Here is a 19213-nt window from a genome sequence, read left to right as displayed (position 1 = left end):
CCTTGCGGCAAGCTTGCCCCCGCGCGCGAGCACCTCTACAGGACCCGCTTCCAGGCGTCTGGTGATGCACCCGATTCAGGCCCGATGCTCCGCATCGAACGATCGGGATCCCGTGCGGAGCGGTGGCCGAGTGGTCGAAGGCGCTCGCCTGGAAAGTGAGTATACGGCAAAACCGTATCGAGGGTTCGAATCCCTCCCGCTCCGCCACTATCCAGTCTCAAAGCCCCGGGGCCGGCCCAACGCTACCGCCACGTGCGTGGTCGCCGTGGAATCCACGAAAAAAATCCGGCCAAGCATGTCGCTTGGCCGGAAGTTGAGGAGAAGCTGTTTTGGAAAGGTGGGGTTCCTTTTTTAGAAATCCACCTTCACGCCGAAGTTGAAGTAGGTGCCCAGGACTTCATAGTGAGCGCTTGCCTGCGGAGAGACCGGTGCGTCGGTGTCGAACAGGTTGGTGATGTTGAACGACAGCTCGACCTTCTCAGTCGGCCTTACCTGGGCGCCGATGTCGACATAGGTCCTCGCGTCGACGTCGTTGTTGGTGATCAGCGAAGAGTGACCGGGGACGAACGAACCGCCCGGGGACACACGCTCTCCGTCCGCATATTTGTCATACTTGCCGCCGTCGATGTAGCGAACCCTGGCGTTGAAGCCGAAGAGCTCCTGCTGATATGCGGCGGTTAGAACGCCGCGGAAGGGCGGGTTGCCGTTGAGGTCGCCGACGGTTCCGACATTGTCGAGGCGCGTGATGCCATTATCCGTGACCAGTTCGCGGATATAGTTGCCAAGCGCACGGACGGTCACCGTTCCCGCGCCGTCCCCGACAAGCGCACCGACATGGGTGATATAGGAAACTTCCATATCGATTCCGCTCGTCGCGAACTCGGCGATGTTCTGCTGGTTCGAGAAGACCTCGGTGACGGTCTGGGTCACGGGGTCACGAAGAACCCTGTCGCAGGCTGCCTGCTGACCCTGGCGGCAGGCCAAGGTCAGGTTCGAGCCGTTGAGCGCGCCAAGAGCATCGGTGATCTCGATATCGTAGTAATCGACCGAAAGCCGCAGACCGCTGAGGAACGAAGGTGAATAAGTCGCGCCGACGGTCCACATCTTGCTGATTTCAGGCGTCAGGTCCGGGTTGCCGCCGCTGTGGGTCGCCACGAGCGCCGGCGTCGCGGTATAGCCTGGTGGGGGCGATGCCGGCGGGTTCTGGTCCACCATCGTCGCGAATGTAACGCGATCGACGGCGAACAGCTGGTCGATGCTCGGCGAGCGAATGTCACGCGAACGAGTTGCGCGAAGCAGGAGGTCGTCGAACAAGCGGACCGTGCCGCCCGCTTTCCACGTCCAGATTCCGCCGCTGGTGCTGTAGTCCGAATAGCGCGCGGCGCCGTTGAACTCCGCCTTGAAATTATCGATGTCCAGCAGCGGAACGACAGTTTCGGCGAAGACCTCCTTGACGTTGAACTTGCCTTCGATGTCGTTGCCCGCCGTGTAGACAGGGAGGCCGAAGCCACCCTGGAGCGTGCGTTCGTCGCGGACCGTTGCCTGCTTCTCCCAGCGCGCCTCGGCGCCCACGGCGAAGCTCACATCGCCTGCCCAAAGAGAGAATGGCGAACCCGTCACCTCAAGGCCGGTCGAATCCAGCTTCTGGATGGATTCGGTAGCCTGCGTGGCGGTGACATAATCGATCGCTTCCTGAGAAGCGTTGTTCTGGCCGAAAATGTTCAGCGGACGGCAGGCAGGATCGTCGTTGGCCGTGCTTGCGTCGGCGTTGACTGCGCAGACGATCTGGCCGCCGCTCAAAACGGCCTGCACGGCGCGTGCGAAGTTGGGTTCGACCCGGCTGTTCTCGAGTGCACTGCGCGTGTCGATTTCGCCATGGCTGTAGTGGGCCCGGTAGTTCCAGCTGCCGCCGAGACTTCCGTTGATGCCGATCGCCCCCTCGAGGCTGTCACGATCGCCATTGAAGTTCATCGGCAGGATGTCGGTGTAGAGGCGGCCAAGGGTGAAGCTCGTCTGCCCCGCAGCTGCGAGCTGATTACGGATGGTCTGCGACAGGAAGGGATTGGTAGCCTGGACCGTTACCGCCGGTGCGGTGAAGTCGTGGAAGAAGACATAGTCAGAGTCTACTTTCCCCCAGGAACCCTCGGCCCAGACGGTCGAGCTGCCAATGTCAAAGCTGGCCCGCGCGAACGCGTTGAACCGTTTTGATGGCGACGCGAGATAGGTGTGATCGAAGGTGCTCGACGCATCTGCGCCGCCGCGGCCCAGCGCGTCCGGTCCCTGGAACGGGCGCAGCGTGCCGTCGGGATTGAAGGTCTGGCCGGCCAGCACGCCGTTGAGGATCAGACCGCCTTCGGAGCTCGTCCTGCCGTTGATGTCTGCGTAGAGCGTGCGCTCGCCGTTGGCGGTGACGAAGCCGCCGGGGTTCGTGCCCTTGCGCTCAAGCCGGCCTTCCGGACGGATGCCGCGGTCGTCGAGATATTCCGCACCGACCATGAAGTGTCCGGCGCCATCGGCGAACTCGGTTCCGAATGAGCCTTCGAGTTTGTACTGCTCTCCGTCTCCGCGTGAGGAAACGCTTGTCTGTGCGCCAACCGACAGCCCTTCGAGCTCATCGTCGAGGATGATGTTGACCACGCCCGCGACGGCGCCCGAACCATAGGCCGCCGAAGCGCCGCCGGTCACGATGTCGAGGCGCTTGACCAGGCTGGTCGGGACGAAGTTGATATTGCCCTCGCCGACGAAGCGCCGGCTGTTGAGCAGGACCAGCGTTCGGCCCGAGCCCATTCCGCGGAGGTCGACCGCCGCGGTACCGGCGGTGGTGCTTCCGATGGTGGCAGTGGGAAGGTTGGTTGGGCGGACCTGCGGCTGGTCTACCAGGAACATCTGCAGGCTCTGCCGTGCCGACTGCTCAATCTGTGTTTCGCCGAATACCGTCGTCGGCGTCGGCTGGTCGAAGCCAGCGCGTTCAATGCGCGAACCGGTTACGACGATATCGTCGCCGCTCTCTTCACTGGTGTCCGAGGCTACATCCTGCCCCTCGATCGTCGGATCGGATTCGGGCGCGTCCTGAGCCACCGCCGACGTTGCAATGAGCATTCCCGCAGCAAGTGCGGACAAACTGGCCCCCCTGACCAACTTGCAGGCCAGATTGGAAACAACCCTATTCATCGAATCACCCTCCCGAAGCGGACCGCTTGATGGCGGCTCCATTTTCTGATCAGGATCGTTGCACACTGATCCGATTGGGACAATAATTTTCTGATTAGGCCTAAGTATCCCAAAATGGACGGAAATTTTCTAAACATTGACTAATCGACATCAATCAGGTCCCCTGAATGCGCGTCGAATCATGCGCGGCGCGGATATGGAGTTGACGATGTCGCGTCCGTTGCTTGCCTTGTTTCTCGCGACTTCCGCCGTGCAGGCCGTTAGCGCCCAGGACTATTCCAAATATTCGCCGGAGGCGCTTGAGGGCGAGATAGCAGCGACCGCCGATTCACGGACCGCCGTCCTGGTGCCGATGCGCGACGGCATCCGCCTGTCGACTAACATCTATACGCCGAAGGGCGCCCGGGGCCGGCTACCCGTCATCCTGTGGAAGACTCCTTATAACGAGCACAAGCTCAAGGGATCGTCGTTGCGCTATGCGATCGAGGCGGTGAAGCGCGGCTATGTCTTCATCGTCCAGAACGAGCGCGGCCGCTATTTCTCGGAAGGCAAGTACGAGATCCTGGGTTATCCGCAAACCGACGGATACGACACGCTCAGCTGGATCGCATCGCAGGGCTGGTCGAATGGCAAGGTCGGCACGCTCGGCTGCTCTTCGTCCGCCGAATGGCAGCTCGCGCTGGCCGCGCAAAATCATCCGGCGCACGCGGCAATGGTGCCGATGTCGGCAGGCGCCGGGATCGGCAAGGTCGGCCGATTCCAGGAGCAGGGCAATTGGTACACCGGCGGCGTGCCGCGCAGCCTGTTCTTCGTCTGGCTCTACGGCGTCGACAATCCAATCCGCGCGCAGCTTCCCGCCGACATCGACGAGGCGACCCGGGCCCGCGCCACGCTCAACAACGACCTCGCCGCATTGAAGCCCAAGGTCGAGTGGAACAAGCACATCAAATATCTGCCCGTGGCGGACATGCTGAAGACCTTGGGCGAGCCGCCGCAGACCTTCGATAGGCTCATTGCACGCACGCCCGACGATCCGGATTGGCGCAAGGGCGGCCTTTATCATGAGGATATGGGGTGGGGCGTTCCGGCACTGTGGTTCAACAGCTGGTACGACGTGTCGATCGGCCCGAACATGGAGCTGTTCAATCACGCCCGCTCAACCACCACCGACGCAGAAGCGGCCGCCAACCAATATGTTGTCGTAGGGCCCAACACCCATTGCGGCTATGCGCGCCTTGGTAAGGACACGACCGTCGGCGAACGGTCGATGGGCGACACCAGCTTCGATGTCGATGGCGCGGTGTTCGGCTGGTTCGATCGATGGCTGAAGGGCGACGCAAAGGCCTTCCCGGATTCAACGCCGCATGTTCGCTATTTCGCAATGGGCGCGAACGAGTGGCGCAGCAACGAAAGCTGGCCGCCCAAGGGCACGCAGATGATGCGCTTCTATCTCAGCAGTGGTGGCGACGCGAACAGCCTGAATGGCGGCGGCCGGCTGGTCGCGACTATACCGTCTGCCGGCCAGTCCGATCGCTTCCGCTACGATCCGATGAACCCGGTACCCACCGTCGGCGGCGGCGATTGCTGCAATGGCGGAATCGTCGTCCCCGGTGCGTTCGACCAGCGCGGAGTGGAAGCCCGCAACGACGTGCTCGTCTATTCGAGCGAACCGCTGAAGGAGCCGCTTGAAGTCAGCGGCTTCGTCGAGTCGGTGCTGAACGTATCGTCCAGCGCGCCCGATACCGATTTCGCGGTAAAGCTGGTCGACGTCGCGCCTGACGGAACGGCCTGGATCATAGGCGACACCATCTTTCGGGCCCGGTATCGGAACGGCTTCGACAAGCCGGCGATGATGAAGCCCGGCGAGACCTATACGATCAAGCCCTCCCCGATTGCGACGAGCATCCGCTTCGGCGCCGGGCATCGCATCCGCATCGAGGTGACCTCGTCGAACTTCCCGAAGTTCGTCCGCAACCTCAACACGGGCGGCCCCAACGAGAGCGAGAGCAAGGGCCAGGTGGCCGACAATGTCGTTCATCACGGGCAGTCCTATGTCGAACTTCCGGTGGTGAGCGCCAAGCGTTGACGTTTCTAATTGGGATGTTACGATCCTGATTAGAAAATACTTGTCTTAGGGGAATCGGATGCTTTTGACTCGTCGCCAGGCGATTTGCGCCGCAGCAGGCGCGGCAGTCGCCGCTCCATATGTGGCGAAAGCCAGCCTTCCGGTCAGCCCCTATTCGAAACGCCAATATTCGAAGCGGGCCGTCGAACTCGTCCGCGGATCGTTGGTCGTGGATATGCTTGCGCCGATCAAGATCGACTTCGAGCCAAGCTTCTACAGCGTCCCGATGAGCGAGCAGATGACCGCGGATTTCCGCGCCAGCGGGATCAACGCGATCCATCATGCAATTGGCATCGGCGGAAACAACGGCCGCGAGCAAGCGCTAAGCTTCCTCGCGACCTGGGGCAATTATGTTGCACGGAACAGCCATGTGCTGGTCGGCGTCGACAAGTTCGCCGACATCCTGCGCGCCAAGAAGGACGGCAAGGTCGCGGTCATCATGGGACTGCAGAACGCCGACCAATTCAATCGGCCTGCCGATGTGAAGATGTTCTACGAGCTCGGCCTGCGCTGCTCCCAGCTCACATACAACTCGCAGAACCGCATCGGATCGGGCTCCACCGACCGTATCGACGGCGGCGTCAGTGATTTTGGAGCGTCGATCATTGAAGAGATGAACAAGGTCGGCATGCTGGTGGACGTCTCGCATTGCGGCGATCGCACCACACTCGACGGCATTGAGATTTCCAAGAAGCCGATCGCGATCACCCACAGCAATTGCCGCGCGTTGATCGACCATCCCCGGGTCAAGACCGACGAGGCGATCAAGGCGATGGCCGCCAAGGGCGGCGTGATGGGCATCACCGGGGTGCGCAATTTCGTGAGCAAGACCGATCCGACGACGATCGTGAACTATGCCGATCACATCGACCATGTCGTGAAGCTGGTCGGCATCGACCATGTCGGCATCGGCACTGATTCCGACCTTTACGGATATGACGACACCTCGCCCGAAATGAACAAGATGCTGCGCGGCGCCTACAAGGACAGCTACGCCTTTCGCGAGAAGATCGACATCGAGGGTTTCGACCATCCGCTGAAGATGTACGACCTTGTCGAAGAACTGATCCGCCGCAACTACTCCAACGCCAACATCAACGCAGTGCTCGGCGGCAATTTCCAGCGGCTGCTCACCGCTACCTGGGGCGGCTGATGAACGCTCCGGTGGATCGAATGGTTGGCGCGCTCTTGCTTCCGCATCCCTATGTGCTGTTCCTGGGGGACACCACGGTCTCGGGTTACGCGAAGACGGCGTTCGGCCTCCGCGACTGGGCGCCGGACAAATGCGTCGGCGAGCTGCGGCTGGCCGGTGCGACGGTGACCACGGGCCTCGATCAGTTGAGCGCGGCCGAGGCCTATGCCCGCGGCGCCCGTGCATTGCTGATCGGCGTGGCCAACCCTGGCGGGGTGATCCCAGCAAACTGGCGTGCCTCGCTGATCGAAGCGCTGGAAGCCGGGCTCGATTTGGTCGCCGGCTTGCACATGCGCCTGGCCGACATCCCGGAACTTGCTGAGACGGCGTCTCGGCTTGGACGGCGACTGATCGACGTGCGCGTGCCCCCGTCGAAGATCCCGGTTGGGTCCGGCCGCAAGCGCATCGGCAAGCGGTTGCTCACCGTCGGCACCGATTGTGCGCTCGGCAAGAAATATACGGCGCTCGCGCTGGCCCGGGCCTTCAAGGATCGTGGCGTCGATGTCGACTTTCGGGCGACGGGCCAGACCGGGATCATGATCTCGGGCGGCGGAATGCCGATGGACGCTGTCGTTTCGGATTTCGAGGCAGGTGCAGCGGAGCTGCTCTCGCCGGATGCCGATCCGGAGCATTGGGACGTGATCGAAGGGCAGGGCGCAATCACCCACCCGTCCTATGCGGCGGTCTCGCTCGGCCTGCTCCACGGAAGCCAGCCCGACGTGTTCGTTGTCTGCCATGAACCTGGCAGGACGGAGATGCTGGGTACCGCCGGCTACAAGCTGACCAGCGTGGGAGAAATCATCGAGCTCACCACCTTGCTGGGGCGGCGTACCAATCCCGCGATCCGCTGCGCCGGCCTTTCATTCAACACTTCCGCGTTGGAAGACGCAGAGGCGGCAGAGCTGATGGCAAGGGAGAGCCGTCGGCTCTGCTTGCCGGTGGCCGATCCCATCCGCGGCGGCCCCGCATTCGACGCGCTGGTCGCCAGCTGCCTCGCCTGACAATCCTGCAAAGGAGACATTCACAAATGAACCGGTGCTCTAAATTGATCGCCGCCGTCCTACTCGGCACCACCGTGCTGGCGTCCCCAGCCACGGCCGCCAGCGGATCGCGCACAACACATGCCGTTGCGCCCGTCGGCATCGACGGCCTGGAAGATTTCGTTGACGGCGTGATGGCGCAACAGCTTGCCACCCGCGAAGTCGCCGGTGCGGTCGTCACCGTCGTCCATCGCGGCAAAGTCGTCTTCGCGCGCGGCTATGGGTTTCAGGATGTCGACAAGGGCATCCCGGTCGATGCGCAGCAGACGCTGTTCCGTCCGGGTTCGGTCTCCAAGATGTTCACCTGGGCCGCGCTGCTCCAGCAGGTGGAACTTGGCCGTGTAGACCTCGACGCGGATGTGAACAGCTATATCGACTTCAAGATTCCCGAGTTCGAAGGCAAGCCGATCCGCGTTCGCGACCTTCTCCAGCATACGCCGGGGATGAGCGACCAGGGTGGGCTCACCGCACCGTCCGTCGACAAGCTCATTCCCTATCAGCAATGGCTGAAGGAACGCGTCCCGCAGCGCGTCTGGGCGCCGGGAACCGAGATTTCCTATTCGAACTATGGCGCCGCCCTGGCCGGCTATATCGTCGAGCGTGTCTCGGGCGAGCCCTTCGCGGACTATGTCGAGAAGCACATCTTCCAGCCGCTGGGCATGAATTCGACGACCTTCCGCGAGCCGCTTCCCGCAGCGCTCGCACCGCGCATGGCGACCGGATACCGCTACAAGGACGGCAAGCTTGAGGCCAAGCCGTTCGAACTGTTCAGCCCGGTGATGCCGGCCGGATCAGGCACCAGCGGTGCGCCCGACATGGCGCGTTTCATGATTGCGATCCTGAACGGCGGAGCGATCGGCAAGGCCCGGATCCTGCGCCGTGAATCGGTCGATCTGCTAACGTCGAACTCCTTCGCCAACGCGACCGGCATGCCCGGCATGGCGCACGGATTCTTCGTCGTCCGCGAGAAGGGCCCGCGCATGGTCGGCCATGGCGGCAACACCGGCGACTTCCATTCCAACATGATCCTGTCGCCTGAAGCCGACCTAGGCTTCTTCGTGTCGGAGACGGGCGGGCAAGGCAGCTATGGCGGACGCACTGAACTGATCGAGGCGCTGATCGGCCGACTATTCCCGGTGACGTCATTGCCCCAGGTGGCGGCACCAGCCGACGAGAAACTGCCGCTCGGCGCCTATCGCGGTAACCGGCGCGACTATTCGAAGCCGGCCAATCCGGAGCGCGACCTCAAGGTTGCGGCCTCCGGCGCGAACGGCGTCATCGTCACCAGCGAGGGCCGCACCACCTATTGGAAGCGGGTCGGCCCGATGCAGTTCGAACAGGTCACCGGCGCCCGCGCCGGCGGGCCCTTTGAGCAGTTGCGCTTCCACGGAGCTGACGGTCGCTGGCGGCTGTCGTTCAGTTCACAACCCCATGTTCTCTACCATCTCGTTCCGCCTGAGGAGAAGCATCCATGAAGCTGTTGCTCGCACTCGCGCTCTCCTGCGCACCTGTCGCGGCCTATGCCCAGACTGTCCCTGCCGATACGCCTGGCAAGCTCGCCAGCGGCGCGCAATATGTCCAGCCAAAGGACTGGAACGCGTCGAAGCAGGGCCCGGCTCTGACCTTCACCGCGCCCGAAGGCGACCTGCGCATTGTCGTAGCCGATATCGGCGCCGCGGCCGATGCCAAGGATGCGGTGGCGAAGGCCTGGGAAGTCGTTCGTCCAGGTGCGGCGCCAACGCTTCGCACCACCAACAGCGCGCCGCCCGCTGAAGGCTGGGATGAGCGAGTGAGCTTCTCTTATGAAACGCTGCCCAGCGAGCGCGCCAGCCGCTCGGCCACCGCGCTTCGCAAGGGAACCGCATGGACCGTGCTGCTCGTTGATGGCTCGGCCGGTACTGCCGCCAAGCGCTCCGCCGCCTTGTCGGTAGTTGCGCAAGGGCTGCACCCGGCCGGCTTCCAGAAGGAAAGCTTCGCGGGCAAGACCGCGCATGAACTCACGCCCGAGCGCGTCCAGCAGCTCACCGATTTCGTTGAGAAGAGCCGTCAGGCTCTGGAAGTGCCTGGTATCGGCTTTGCGCTGATCGATAATGGCAAGGTGGTCTGGGAGGGCGGCTTCGGCGTTCGCGCGCTCGGCTCGCCCGAGAAGGTCGACGAGAACACCAAGTTCATGATCGCCTCCAACACCAAGGGGCTCACGACATTGCTCCTCTCGGTACTGGCCGACGAGGGCAAGCTGCGCTGGGACGAAAAGGTCGTCGATCTCTATCCCGAGTTCCGGCTTGGCAATGACGAAGTCACGCAATCCGTGCTGGTCAAGCACCTGATCTGCGCCTGCACCGGCCTGCCGCGCAAGGATTTCGCATTCATCCTCGGCAACAAGGGCCTGCCTGCGTCCGACACCTTCACCCAGCTCGCTGCGACCATGCCGACCAGCAAGTTCGGGGACCTTTTCCAGTACAGCAACCAGATGGCCTCGGCCGCCGGCTATGTCGGCGGGCACATCCTGTATCCGAAGATGGAACTGGGCGCCGCCTATGACCGAGCGATGGAGAAGAAGATCTTCAAGCCGCTGGGTATGAAGGACAGCACCTTCGACTATGCCAAGGGCATGGCCGGCAATTGGGCCGCGCCGCATGGCTTGAACGTCGATGGTCAGGTCACGCTGATGTCGAACGACTTCAACTACTCGCCCTATCCCTATCGCCCCGCCGGTGCGGCCTTCGCCACCACCAAGGACATGATCCGATACGTTCAGCTCGAGCTGGGCAAGGGCGTCCTTGATGGCAAGCGGCTGGTAAGCGAGAAGAATCTGGTCGCCCGGCGCGAGAAGGGCGTCCAGGTAGGGCCGGATAGCTGGTACGGCATGGGCCTGTTCCAGCGCGATGCTTCAGGAGTGCAAGTCGTCACCCATGGCGGCACCCTGCTTGGCTATCACAGCACCTGGTTTGCGCTTCCAGAGTCCGAAGTCGGGCTGGTCATCCTGACCAACTCCGATCCGGGCGCACAATTGTTCGGCCCCGTTCTGCGGCGCCTGCTGGAGGTCCTCTACGATGGCCAGCCCGAAGCCGAGCGCGACGTCGCCGCGGCGGCGGCCCGGATCAAGGCTCAGGCGAAATCACGGCGCGAGAGGCTCACCTATCCCGGCGATGGCGCGGTCCTGAGCAACTTGGCGGGCCATTACAGCGACCCGTCCGTGGGGCAGATCACGATCTCCGACAAGGGAGGTCAGAAGTGGATCAAGGCCGGGTTTGTCGAAGGACCAATCGCGACCCGCAAGAATGCCGACGGCACAACCTCGATCATCTCGGTCGGCCCGGGGAACATCGGCGTCGATGCGCTGGTGGGAACCAAGGACGGCAAGCGTACGCTGACGATCAACGACGGTCAGCAGACGCAGTATGTGTATCTCGAAGACTAAGGCCTAACGTGACGGCCCATCCCGCCTTCGCGGGGTGGGCCGCTACAAGGGCAAGATCGGAAGACTTCGCTTCACAAGATGAAGTCGGTCGCGTGAAGCGTGCCAGCGCTGCCCAAAAGGATGATCTCGAAATCGGCGATCTTGTCGCCGTTCAAATCACCCGTGATCTTCGTGTAGTCGCCGGACGTACCCGCCAAATCGACCGTCTCGTACCGTAGCTGGCCGGCGGCGCCGGTGAAGGCTCCAGTGCCGATGAACTGGAACGCGTCGTTCTTCTTCGTACCCGTCTTGGCGTCCATGGTCGACAGGTCGATCTTGTCCAGGCCCGAGACGAAATCGAGGATCTGGTCGCCCGAACCAACGGCGGAATCCCCGGCGACATCGAAATCGAAGCGGTCGGCGCCGGCCCCGCCGGCCAAGGTATCGCGACCCGCGCCACCGATCAGCAAGTCGGCGCCATCGCCGCCTTCAAGCCGGTCGTTGCCGGCCTGCCCAAGCAGCGTGTCATTTCCTCCGAGGCCCTGGATGAAGTCGTCGCCGGACGCACCATCCAGCGTATTGGCTCCGCCGTTGCCGACCAGCGAGTTGGCGAGGGCGTTACCGGTGCCGTTGATTGCCGACGACCCTACCAAGGTCAGATTCTCGACATTGGCGCCCAGAGTCCAGGAAAGGGAAGAAACAATGGTGTCGACGCCCTCGCCGGAAGCCTCGGTGACGACGTCGGCGCTATTGTCGACGTAATAGAGGTCGTCGCCCGCGCCGCCGAGCAAATTATCCGCGCCCGCGCCGCCGTCGAGGGTGTCGTTGCCAGCGCCGCCCGATAGCCGATTGGATCCGGAATCGCCGGTCAGAGTGTCTGCGAATGCACTGCCGTCGATGTTTTCGATCGAGAACAGCGAGTCTCCGGCCGCGTCGCCGCCGCTGGCGAGACCGGTCGCAAGGTTCACCGTGACCCCGGCGGATGAGGTGCTGAAGTCCGCGACATCGATCCCTGTTCCACCGTCCAGTCGGTCGGCGCCGGCCCTGCCCTTCAGGCGATCATTGCCTTCCTTGCCGTAGAGCTTCTCATCGCTCGAGCTGCCGTCGAGCACGTCATCTCCGGCGGTTCCGTTGATGTCCGAACTCGGCGGCGGTGGCGGCGGAGGCGGAGGAGGCAGTGTTCCGCCCCCCAGCGAAACGAACCCGTCGGAGAATTGCAGACTTTCAATGTTGGTCAGGAAATCGCTGCCATCGCCGTTCGACTGGCTGTCGGTGACGCGGTAGCCGCCATTTTCCGCAACGATCGTATAGCGCGATTGATTGCCGGCAAATCGGGCGATGTCGCTGCCGTCCCCGCCGTCCAGCGTGTCGTTCCCGGCTCCGCCGTCCAGCGTGTCGTTTCCGCGCGCGCCATAAAGTTTGTTGGCGCTGCTGTTGCCGATGATCAGGTCCGCGCCATCGCCGCCATAGGCGTTCTCGATAATGGTCCCATTGGCGATCTTGAGCGATCTGCCGGCGATCGTGCTGGTCGCGCCGGACCTCAGATCCAGGATCGAACCAATCGTGACTGCCGCGGCGTTCAGCATGTCGATGCCGCCGTCGCTGTCGGTCAGGGTAGAGCGTGCGGGATCGCTCCCGATCGTCGAATATTCATTGGTGAAGACGTAAAGGTCGTCCGCGGTCAGGCTGTCGCCATAGGCGGCCAGGTTCAGCGACTGTACCGTACCGACGTTGCCGCCGCTCGCGTCGCTGATTGTCACCGTCCAGGTCCCTGCGGACAGCTCCCCCCAGAATGCATTGCTGCCGAAGCGGAACAGCAGATTGTCGGTCGTGTCCGTCCCGTTGAGCGGCCGGTTGAGCAAGATGCTCGTCGTTCCGTCGGGCGATGTCAGGGTGATCACCAGGTCGCCGCGGTTCGGGTGCAGGATGTCGACCGTCAGTTCCAGATGGTCGATCAATATGTCTTGGGATAGCGCTAGCTGGAACGTGACGCTGCCATTGTCCGGGATCGAGGTGTTCATGGCCGCGGAAATACTGACCTTGATCTCGTTGGCCGAGGTGCCAAGCAAGGTCCAGCTTTCCGCAAGCCGGACGGCCGCCAGCGCATCGACGAGACCGAAGCCATAGTCGTTCGAGAAATGCATCCCACCGCCGTTCCAGTTGGATGCGCCGTTATAGGACCATTGGTACTTCTCCGACCCGGTCAGCGATGAGGGATCGCCCACCTGCCGGGCGGACATGGCCAATATCTCCTGGACATCGCGCCAGCCGAGATCGGGGTTCGCCTCCAGCATCAAGGCTACCACGCCGCTAACCTGGGGCGCGGCAGCCGAGGTGCCGGTGAAACCAGTGATATAGTCGCCGCTATTGTTGCCTGACGCGCCAGCGACATCGGTGGTCGTCAGGCCCACGCCATAGGTGCTGCTTGGCGCCACGACGAGCAAGTTGGCGCCCGGCGTGCTGTAATAGCTGACGGCGCCATTATGATCGACCGCGCCGACGGCGATCACCTGGCGATGATTGGTGAAATTATCGTAGTTGGTGTCGAAGCCCGAACCGCGATTGTTTCCGGCCGATTTAACCAGGATCGTGCCGAGCCCGTCGCGCCCGGTTCCTGCGTTGACGAGCGCGCCTTCAAAGCTTGCCCAGAAGGGATCGGACGAATTGGCGTTCACGTAGAAGGCCGAGTTGTAGCCCCAGCTGTTATTGACGATGTCGAAGCGGTTCATCTGCCAAAGCGAGCTGAGCAGGTCTGCCTGTTGGGAAGATCGCAGGATCGGAACGCCAGTGATGCTTGCGTCATAGGCCACGCCGACCGTGCCTGTTCCATTGTTCTCGGCGGCAATCAGTCCGGCAACCGCCGTCCCGTGGAACCCCGTCGTCGGCATCGCCGAATAGGTCGTGCCGTTGATCACCAAATGCTGGGATGCGTCGTAATTGTCGTCGAGGTCGGAATGGGTGAAATCGACGCCGTCGTCATAAACGGCAACCGAGACTCCTGCGCCGGTATAATCGTCCCACACCGCTGATACATTGAGGTCGATTCCGGCCGTTCCGCCGGTCTGGCCCGTGTTCTTGAGGTGCCACTGCGACGACACCATTCCGTCGGAAGGCATGTAGAACGGTTCGGGACCGTCCGCGTCAGAACTATATTCGAGTAACGACGCCGAGGCGAAATAATCGCGGGCGAAAGTCCGTTGCATTCAAGCTGCTCCTAATCAAGTTCCACGCGGATCAGCTGGGGCTATGCTTTGGACTTGGATGGTGATTCCCTGCTGGCAGATGGAGAATTCCACCCGTTCGCCAGTGACGCGCACTCGAGTATCAACAGGCAGGTCGCCTAATTCCCCCCCCAGCAATGTGTACAACTCGCCATCGTCCCCTCTCAGGGCCTGGCATTCGACGCCTTCATTCGTGAGTTTGCCGATAATGGTTACGCGGGCTTCGCCATTGCTTGACGAATTGTTGGCTGCAGCATCGCCATTACTCATGGCGCAGGCCCCACTCGCCAGAATTAGTGTCGCAAGACCTAGCGATTTGCGACGTGCTGGCGCGGCCGAAGCGCGCCGTGCTCCAAAAGAAGTCACTTTCTTGGCTCGCAACATTCATTGGCAGCCAAATTGTCCGAAAAATTGGTTAAGAAATTCTTATCGACGCGAGCCAACATCTTAATTTTATTGTTGATTTCGCGCGGAGAGAGAGGAAGTCTCGACGCTGGTGGAGTTGATGTGCCGAGTCCCGAGCGTGTCCAGCGTTTCACGGACACATCGCCCCTGATCTGATGAGGAATGCGAGCTGAGGTCTCGCACCTGCTGACGCTGCCGGTGAAATCCGGCCCGCTTCGCTCACTTTTGAGATGAGCGTGAAAGAATGCGTTAACCATATTCAAGTAATTGCAAATTTGCTCGCTAATTATTATGCTAATTTGCATGAAATTGAGTCGCGCGGAAATAGATGATCTGCGTCAGCGGCTTCATTTTGCCCTGAAAAAACAACGGCTCACGGCCGCCGAGATTGGCCGGTTAGCCGGCGTCCACCCGAGTCAGGTAGGGCGCATCTGTCGCGGTGAGTTCCGCACGATGAGCCATAATGTCGTGGAGATCTGCCGCGTGCTGGGGCTCGACCCGCAAGCCGCCAGGCCGGCGACCAAGAGGGACGCGGCCTGGGCGCAAGTGGAGCGCAACCTACGGGAGCTGTGGGAAGAGAGCCCGGACCGCGCCAGGCGAATGACTAGGCTGATGGAAGCGATGACAAAGCTGGCGCTGGAATAAGGTCAGCCAAAGACGCAAGCGCGGGGGGCGGTGCGTCTTTGGCTTAGGTATTACAGTGGAAGGAAGCCGCTGGGGTTCTTCGAACCGACAGCGGCGCTCCAACCCTGTATCTCTAAATCACAATGATACCGTTGTCGTACTGACCGGTCCCATCGATGCCGATGGTGAAGTCGTCGCTGGCCGTATCCCCGTCACCGTCGGTTACCGTGACTTCGAAAGCGAGCTCATTGTCCGGAATGTCCTGGCGCTCGATGATGTTGAAGCCGCCGATGTCGAACTTGCCGGCGACGCCTTCGACAAGCGCCATGTCGTGTTGGGTCTCGGTCTCGAACTCGATCATATAGTCGTCATTGACGCCCGAGACACGGGCATAGAAGACGTCAGCTACGCCGGTTGCGAGGAACTGCACATTGACTGAAGCGGAATTGGTGGGGTTCGCATAGGTGCCGTCATGTTCCGGATCCACCCATTCCTCGATCAGCACGCCGCTCGCATTATAAACGCGAACCGCGATGATATTGACCGGGTCATCCGCGGGAAGCAGCGGCGATTCAACGAAGTCCCTCGCCTCCGCATCCGAAACAACGCCGTCCGCACCATAGTTGGCGGTTAGGTCGAGATCGTAGGCCTTGATGTCCATCGTCACGGTGCCACCACCCTGAACCTGGACAATCTCCACCTGTGCTGTGTGGGCACCGATAGTACCACCGAAGCCAATGGTGTCGGCGTCGTCGGCCGAGTTCTGGGTCAATCCGCCCGTAACGCCCGCGATCATTGGCGTGACGGCATCGGACAGATAGGCGAAATAGGTGCCTTCGCCCGGATCGATCATCTGGTTGGTGTTGCCGATCGTAACCGGACCGCCACCCTTGGACGTGTTGACCGTCGAACTGGTGTTGGTCATCTGACCGTCGCCTGGATCGTTGATGTCGGCATTCTTGCCCAGAACGAACAGCACCAGCCCATCGAGGTCGGTCTTGTCCCGCGCGATGGCGCCGAACAGGTTCTGGCCCGATGGGAGGTCGGAGAAGTCGAACTCCGTCAGGGCCGGTGGCGGATCGATCAGCACCGTGAAGGTGTAGCTGCCCGCGCCGCTATTGGCCGTTTGATTGAGCGTTAGCTCATAATAGGCCGTGTCGCCCGGATTGCCGAAGATCGTGTCTCCGTTCGTATCTGCCCAATATTTCACCGATTGGGCGTTGGCCGCGAGCACCCCGTGCACCGGTACGCCTCCGACCGTTAGCGACGCCGTATAGTCGGTGATCGTATAGGGCGACGTCTTCGGGTCGTTGTTCACATCGCCGAGGAGCGAGTTGGTGACAAAGTCGTTGATCGTGAGATCTACTACGCCGTCCGGTATCGGCCCAATCGTCGGGCCGTCGTCCAGCAGCTGGGTGATGGATGCCAGGTCGAAGCTGACCTTGGCCGACACGTCGTCGTCTCCGTCAATTGCCGTCTGATCGATGAAGACAAGGCCTGCTGTGATGGTCTCCGGCGTTGTCGATTCATTTGGATCGTTGATATTGCCGTGCACGACCGACCGGTACTGGGTGAACGTCACGATCTCGGTTTGGGGATCCGCGGGGTCGGGCGCGTCGGAAAGGCTGTAGCGAATTGCCACCGTCGTTTCCGTGAGGTCGATCGCGCCATTGCCGTTTGTGTCGACAATCCCGACCACGTCGGCTCCGATCTTTTTCAGAAGGATCGCCCTTCCGGTCGCCGTGTCAACAAGTCCGCTGTTGGGGTCCGTCCCCTGTACGCGCAGGCTGTAGACGATTGGGTCGTCCGCATTGGGACCATCACTCCCGAAAATTGGCGGAAGCGGGAAGATGTCGTCCGTCGAGACAGTGTCCGACGAAGGAACGCCAATATCGGTGTCGTCGGTGATCAGGTCCGGAACGGCCTCACCGGCCGGCTGTAGCGAAGGTTCCGCATCTTCGAACTTGAAGATCGGGCTGATGTCGACCGTGTCGCTGGCGGTGTCATCGTCACCGTCGGTAACGGTCCGCTGGACACCAACCGTCCCGACCGCCAGCCCAAGCGGAGTATCCGCTTCGTCGCCATCTGTCGGATCGCCATTCACCAACGCTCGCATCTGCGTCAGCGTGATCGTGCCGGTGGAGGGATCGATGGCGATCGTGAATACGTCCACGAGGCCGCCGTCATCGACCTTGCCCGAAATCAGCGTTCCGCCCGCGTTGATGGACAAGATCACCTCAAGGCCGGTAGCCGTATCGAGCAGGCCGCTCGTCACGTCCGCGCCAAGCGTCAGCTTATACTCGGGCGCGCCTCCACCGCCGTCGCCGTCGGTTCCGAACGTCGCCAAGTTGGTCGACAGCAGGCCGCCCACGCCGCCGATGTCGATCGTGTCGACAGCATTGAGCTTGGACTCATCGACGCGCAGTTCGGCAGTGCCGCTCAGGACCAGGTCGACACTGGGCCCGTCGTCCTCGAACTGTACGCCCGTCAGCGGCTTAGTTACTCCTGTCGCCTCGTTGACGCCAAAGCCGCCGATGTCGAATTTGCCAGCAACTCCGGTAATCTTCACCTGGTCGAATTTCACGGCCTGGCTGGCAGTATAGAATTCAACCTTATACCCGGCGCCAAGACCAGTGATCGTCGCGATGCCGTTCGCGTCGATGGTGATGTTGATGTTGGGATTTTGCGGTCCGGCAATATCGCTGTCTTCAAGCACTTGGCCGGCCGCATTTTTGACCACGATCCGATCCAGAGCGATGAGATCCTCCGCCTGGCCGCTTTCTGCGATCAATGCCGCCCCTTGCGGCGAACCGTCGATGTTGTAGGCGGCGATCGTCATCGTTGCCAGGCTGTTGCCCTGGATCTGCGAAATCTGGACAAAGCCGCCGTCGGATTCGAGCGTTCCGCCGGTATATTGCATATTTCCGGCAAGATCGGCTTCGTTCTGGTCGAGCCCTCCTGGAGCACCCGCCAGGAAATTGGTGACGGGATTCTTCACGAAGGTGAAGAAGGCGCCATCCCCCGGATCGAACATCTGGTTGTCAATGCCGATCGTGGTTGGTCCACCGCCCTTCGACGTGTTGACCGTGTCGCTGGTGTTGGTGAAAGACCCGTCAGCGTTGAGATGGGTGTCGATGCCATAGACGATCAGTGCCGTGGCTGAATTGCCCACCGTCCCGAACAAATTCTGTCCCGAGGGCAAGGCATTGAAGTCGAAGGCTGTCGACACGCCGGCGCCGACGCCAAGCCCCGTCATGGCAATCATGTCGTCGAAGTCGGCATCGTCCGGGTTATCCAATGCCTCGAACTGGACCATCCAGACCTTGGCGCTGGTCAGGGTCGCATTCGGGTCCAGGAATAGGGCGAACACGATGTCATTGTCCGCGTCCACGCCGAGCACGAGTCGACCGCCGAGGCTGGCGTCAGCGAACAGGCTGATGGCTCCGCCATCGAGTGCCACCAAATTGCTGGCCGCGCCGCCCGTCGCCACTCCGGCATAAACGGGAAGTGCCGCGCCGGCCGATGTCGTGAAGTTGAGGCTGACGACTGACCCAGACCCGGTGAGGGTGATGTAATCATCCGCGCTCTTGGCTACCGAGATGCTGGTTGCCAGCGTGTTGCTCAAGTTGAGTTGAAGCGCGTTGAATAGCCGCGTGGAGAATGCTGATGGCAGGGTGCCGATCGCAACGTCATTATCGTTGTTGTCTTCCTGGCCTACTGCGACTCCGCCAACCTGTGCGCCGACGGACTCGTCATACGTTACCGTTCCGTTGATGTTGATCGTGATAGCCATGATCATACCCCCTGCTCGCTGCCGGGAAACAACCGGCAAGCCAAGATTGGAGACCAACCCACTGATTTAGGGGTTGGAATGATGTGTTTTATTTACATCGATCAATATATTGTTGTCGACTTGCCTTACGGACTATGGATTCGTAACTATTCTACTATGACTGTTTGCAGATATATTTTTAGTTATAGAGATATACATAGTCTCTATTCAGTCTGGACTATTACAAACTGTATAGGTCCGGA

10 protein-coding genes and 1 tRNA gene are annotated in these 19213 nt (G+C 61.4%); 7 read left to right on the top strand and 4 right to left on the bottom strand.

Annotation, left to right across the window (positions count from 1 at the left end; genetic code table 11):
- Nucleotides 1-116: 116 nt before the first annotated feature.
- Nucleotides 117-207: transfer RNA gene (locus LZ496_RS07440), tRNA-Ser, on the top strand.
- A gap of 144 nt (nt 208-351) precedes the next feature.
- On the opposite strand, the gene LZ496_RS07435 is transcribed toward LZ496_RS07440, so the two are convergent.
- Nucleotides 352-3120, bottom strand: a complete 2769-nt coding sequence (locus LZ496_RS07435; protein ID WP_249904014.1) for a TonB-dependent receptor plug domain-containing protein — start codon at nt 3118-3120, stop codon at nt 352-354.
- Between the two features lie 259 nt (nt 3121-3379).
- Here LZ496_RS07435 and LZ496_RS07430 point away from each other — a divergent pair, with 259 nt between their 5' ends.
- The 5 genes from LZ496_RS07430 to LZ496_RS07410 are packed head-to-tail and all read left to right on the top strand — an operon-like array spanning nt 3380 to nt 10949.
- Nucleotides 3380-5257, top strand: coding sequence for a CocE/NonD family hydrolase (locus LZ496_RS07430; RefSeq protein WP_249904013.1), 1878 nt, complete (start codon nt 3380-3382; stop codon nt 5255-5257).
- 58 nt (nt 5258-5315) lie between these two features.
- A complete protein-coding gene (locus LZ496_RS07425; protein WP_249904012.1) occupies nt 5316-6449 on the top strand; it encodes a dipeptidase in 1134 nt (377 codons plus the stop codon).
- On the top strand, nt 6449-7489 hold the full coding sequence (locus tag LZ496_RS07420) for a DUF1611 domain-containing protein (protein ID WP_249904011.1): 1041 nt from the start codon (nt 6449-6451) through the stop codon (nt 7487-7489). Before LZ496_RS07425 ends, LZ496_RS07420 begins: the two co-directional genes overlap by 1 nt.
- A 26-nt stretch (nt 7490-7515) precedes the next feature.
- Nucleotides 7516-9003 carry a serine hydrolase domain-containing protein gene (locus LZ496_RS07415; protein WP_249904010.1) on the top strand — a complete coding sequence of 496 codons (1488 nt, stop codon included), beginning with the start codon at nt 7516-7518 and terminating at the stop codon, nt 9001-9003.
- Nucleotides 9000-10949, top strand: a complete 1950-nt coding sequence (locus LZ496_RS07410) for a serine hydrolase domain-containing protein (protein WP_249904009.1) — start codon at nt 9000-9002, stop codon at nt 10947-10949. The genes LZ496_RS07415 and LZ496_RS07410 overlap by 4 nt, the downstream gene beginning before the upstream one ends.
- Nucleotides 10950-11020: 71 nt before the next feature.
- Here LZ496_RS07410 and LZ496_RS07405 read toward each other — a convergent pair whose 3' ends face one another.
- Nucleotides 11021-14131 carry a S8 family serine peptidase gene (locus LZ496_RS07405; RefSeq protein WP_249904008.1) on the bottom strand — a complete coding sequence of 1037 codons (3111 nt, stop codon included), beginning with the start codon at nt 14129-14131 and terminating at the stop codon, nt 11021-11023.
- 15 nt (nt 14132-14146) lie between these two features.
- A complete protein-coding gene (locus tag LZ496_RS07400; RefSeq protein WP_249904007.1) occupies nt 14147-14419 on the bottom strand; it encodes a DUF5818 domain-containing protein in 273 nt (90 codons plus the stop codon).
- Between the two features lie 438 nt (nt 14420-14857).
- On the opposite strand from LZ496_RS07400, the gene LZ496_RS07395 reads away from it, so the two are divergent.
- Complete coding sequence (locus tag LZ496_RS07395) at nt 14858-15199, top strand: helix-turn-helix domain-containing protein (protein ID WP_249904006.1); 342 nt, start codon at nt 14858-14860, stop codon at nt 15197-15199.
- 112 nt (nt 15200-15311) lie between these two features.
- Here LZ496_RS07395 and LZ496_RS07390 read toward each other — a convergent pair whose 3' ends face one another.
- Nucleotides 15312-18971, bottom strand: coding sequence for a DUF5801 repeats-in-toxin domain-containing protein (locus tag LZ496_RS07390; RefSeq protein WP_249904005.1), 3660 nt, complete (start codon nt 18969-18971; stop codon nt 15312-15314).
- Between the last annotated feature and the right edge of the window lie 242 nt (nt 18972-19213).

This window comes from Sphingomonas caseinilytica, from assembly GCF_023516455.1.
Classification (GTDB): Bacteria; Pseudomonadota; Alphaproteobacteria; order Sphingomonadales; family Sphingomonadaceae; genus Sphingomicrobium; species Sphingomicrobium caseinilyticum.
This window is presented reverse-complemented; position numbering and strand designations above follow the sequence as displayed.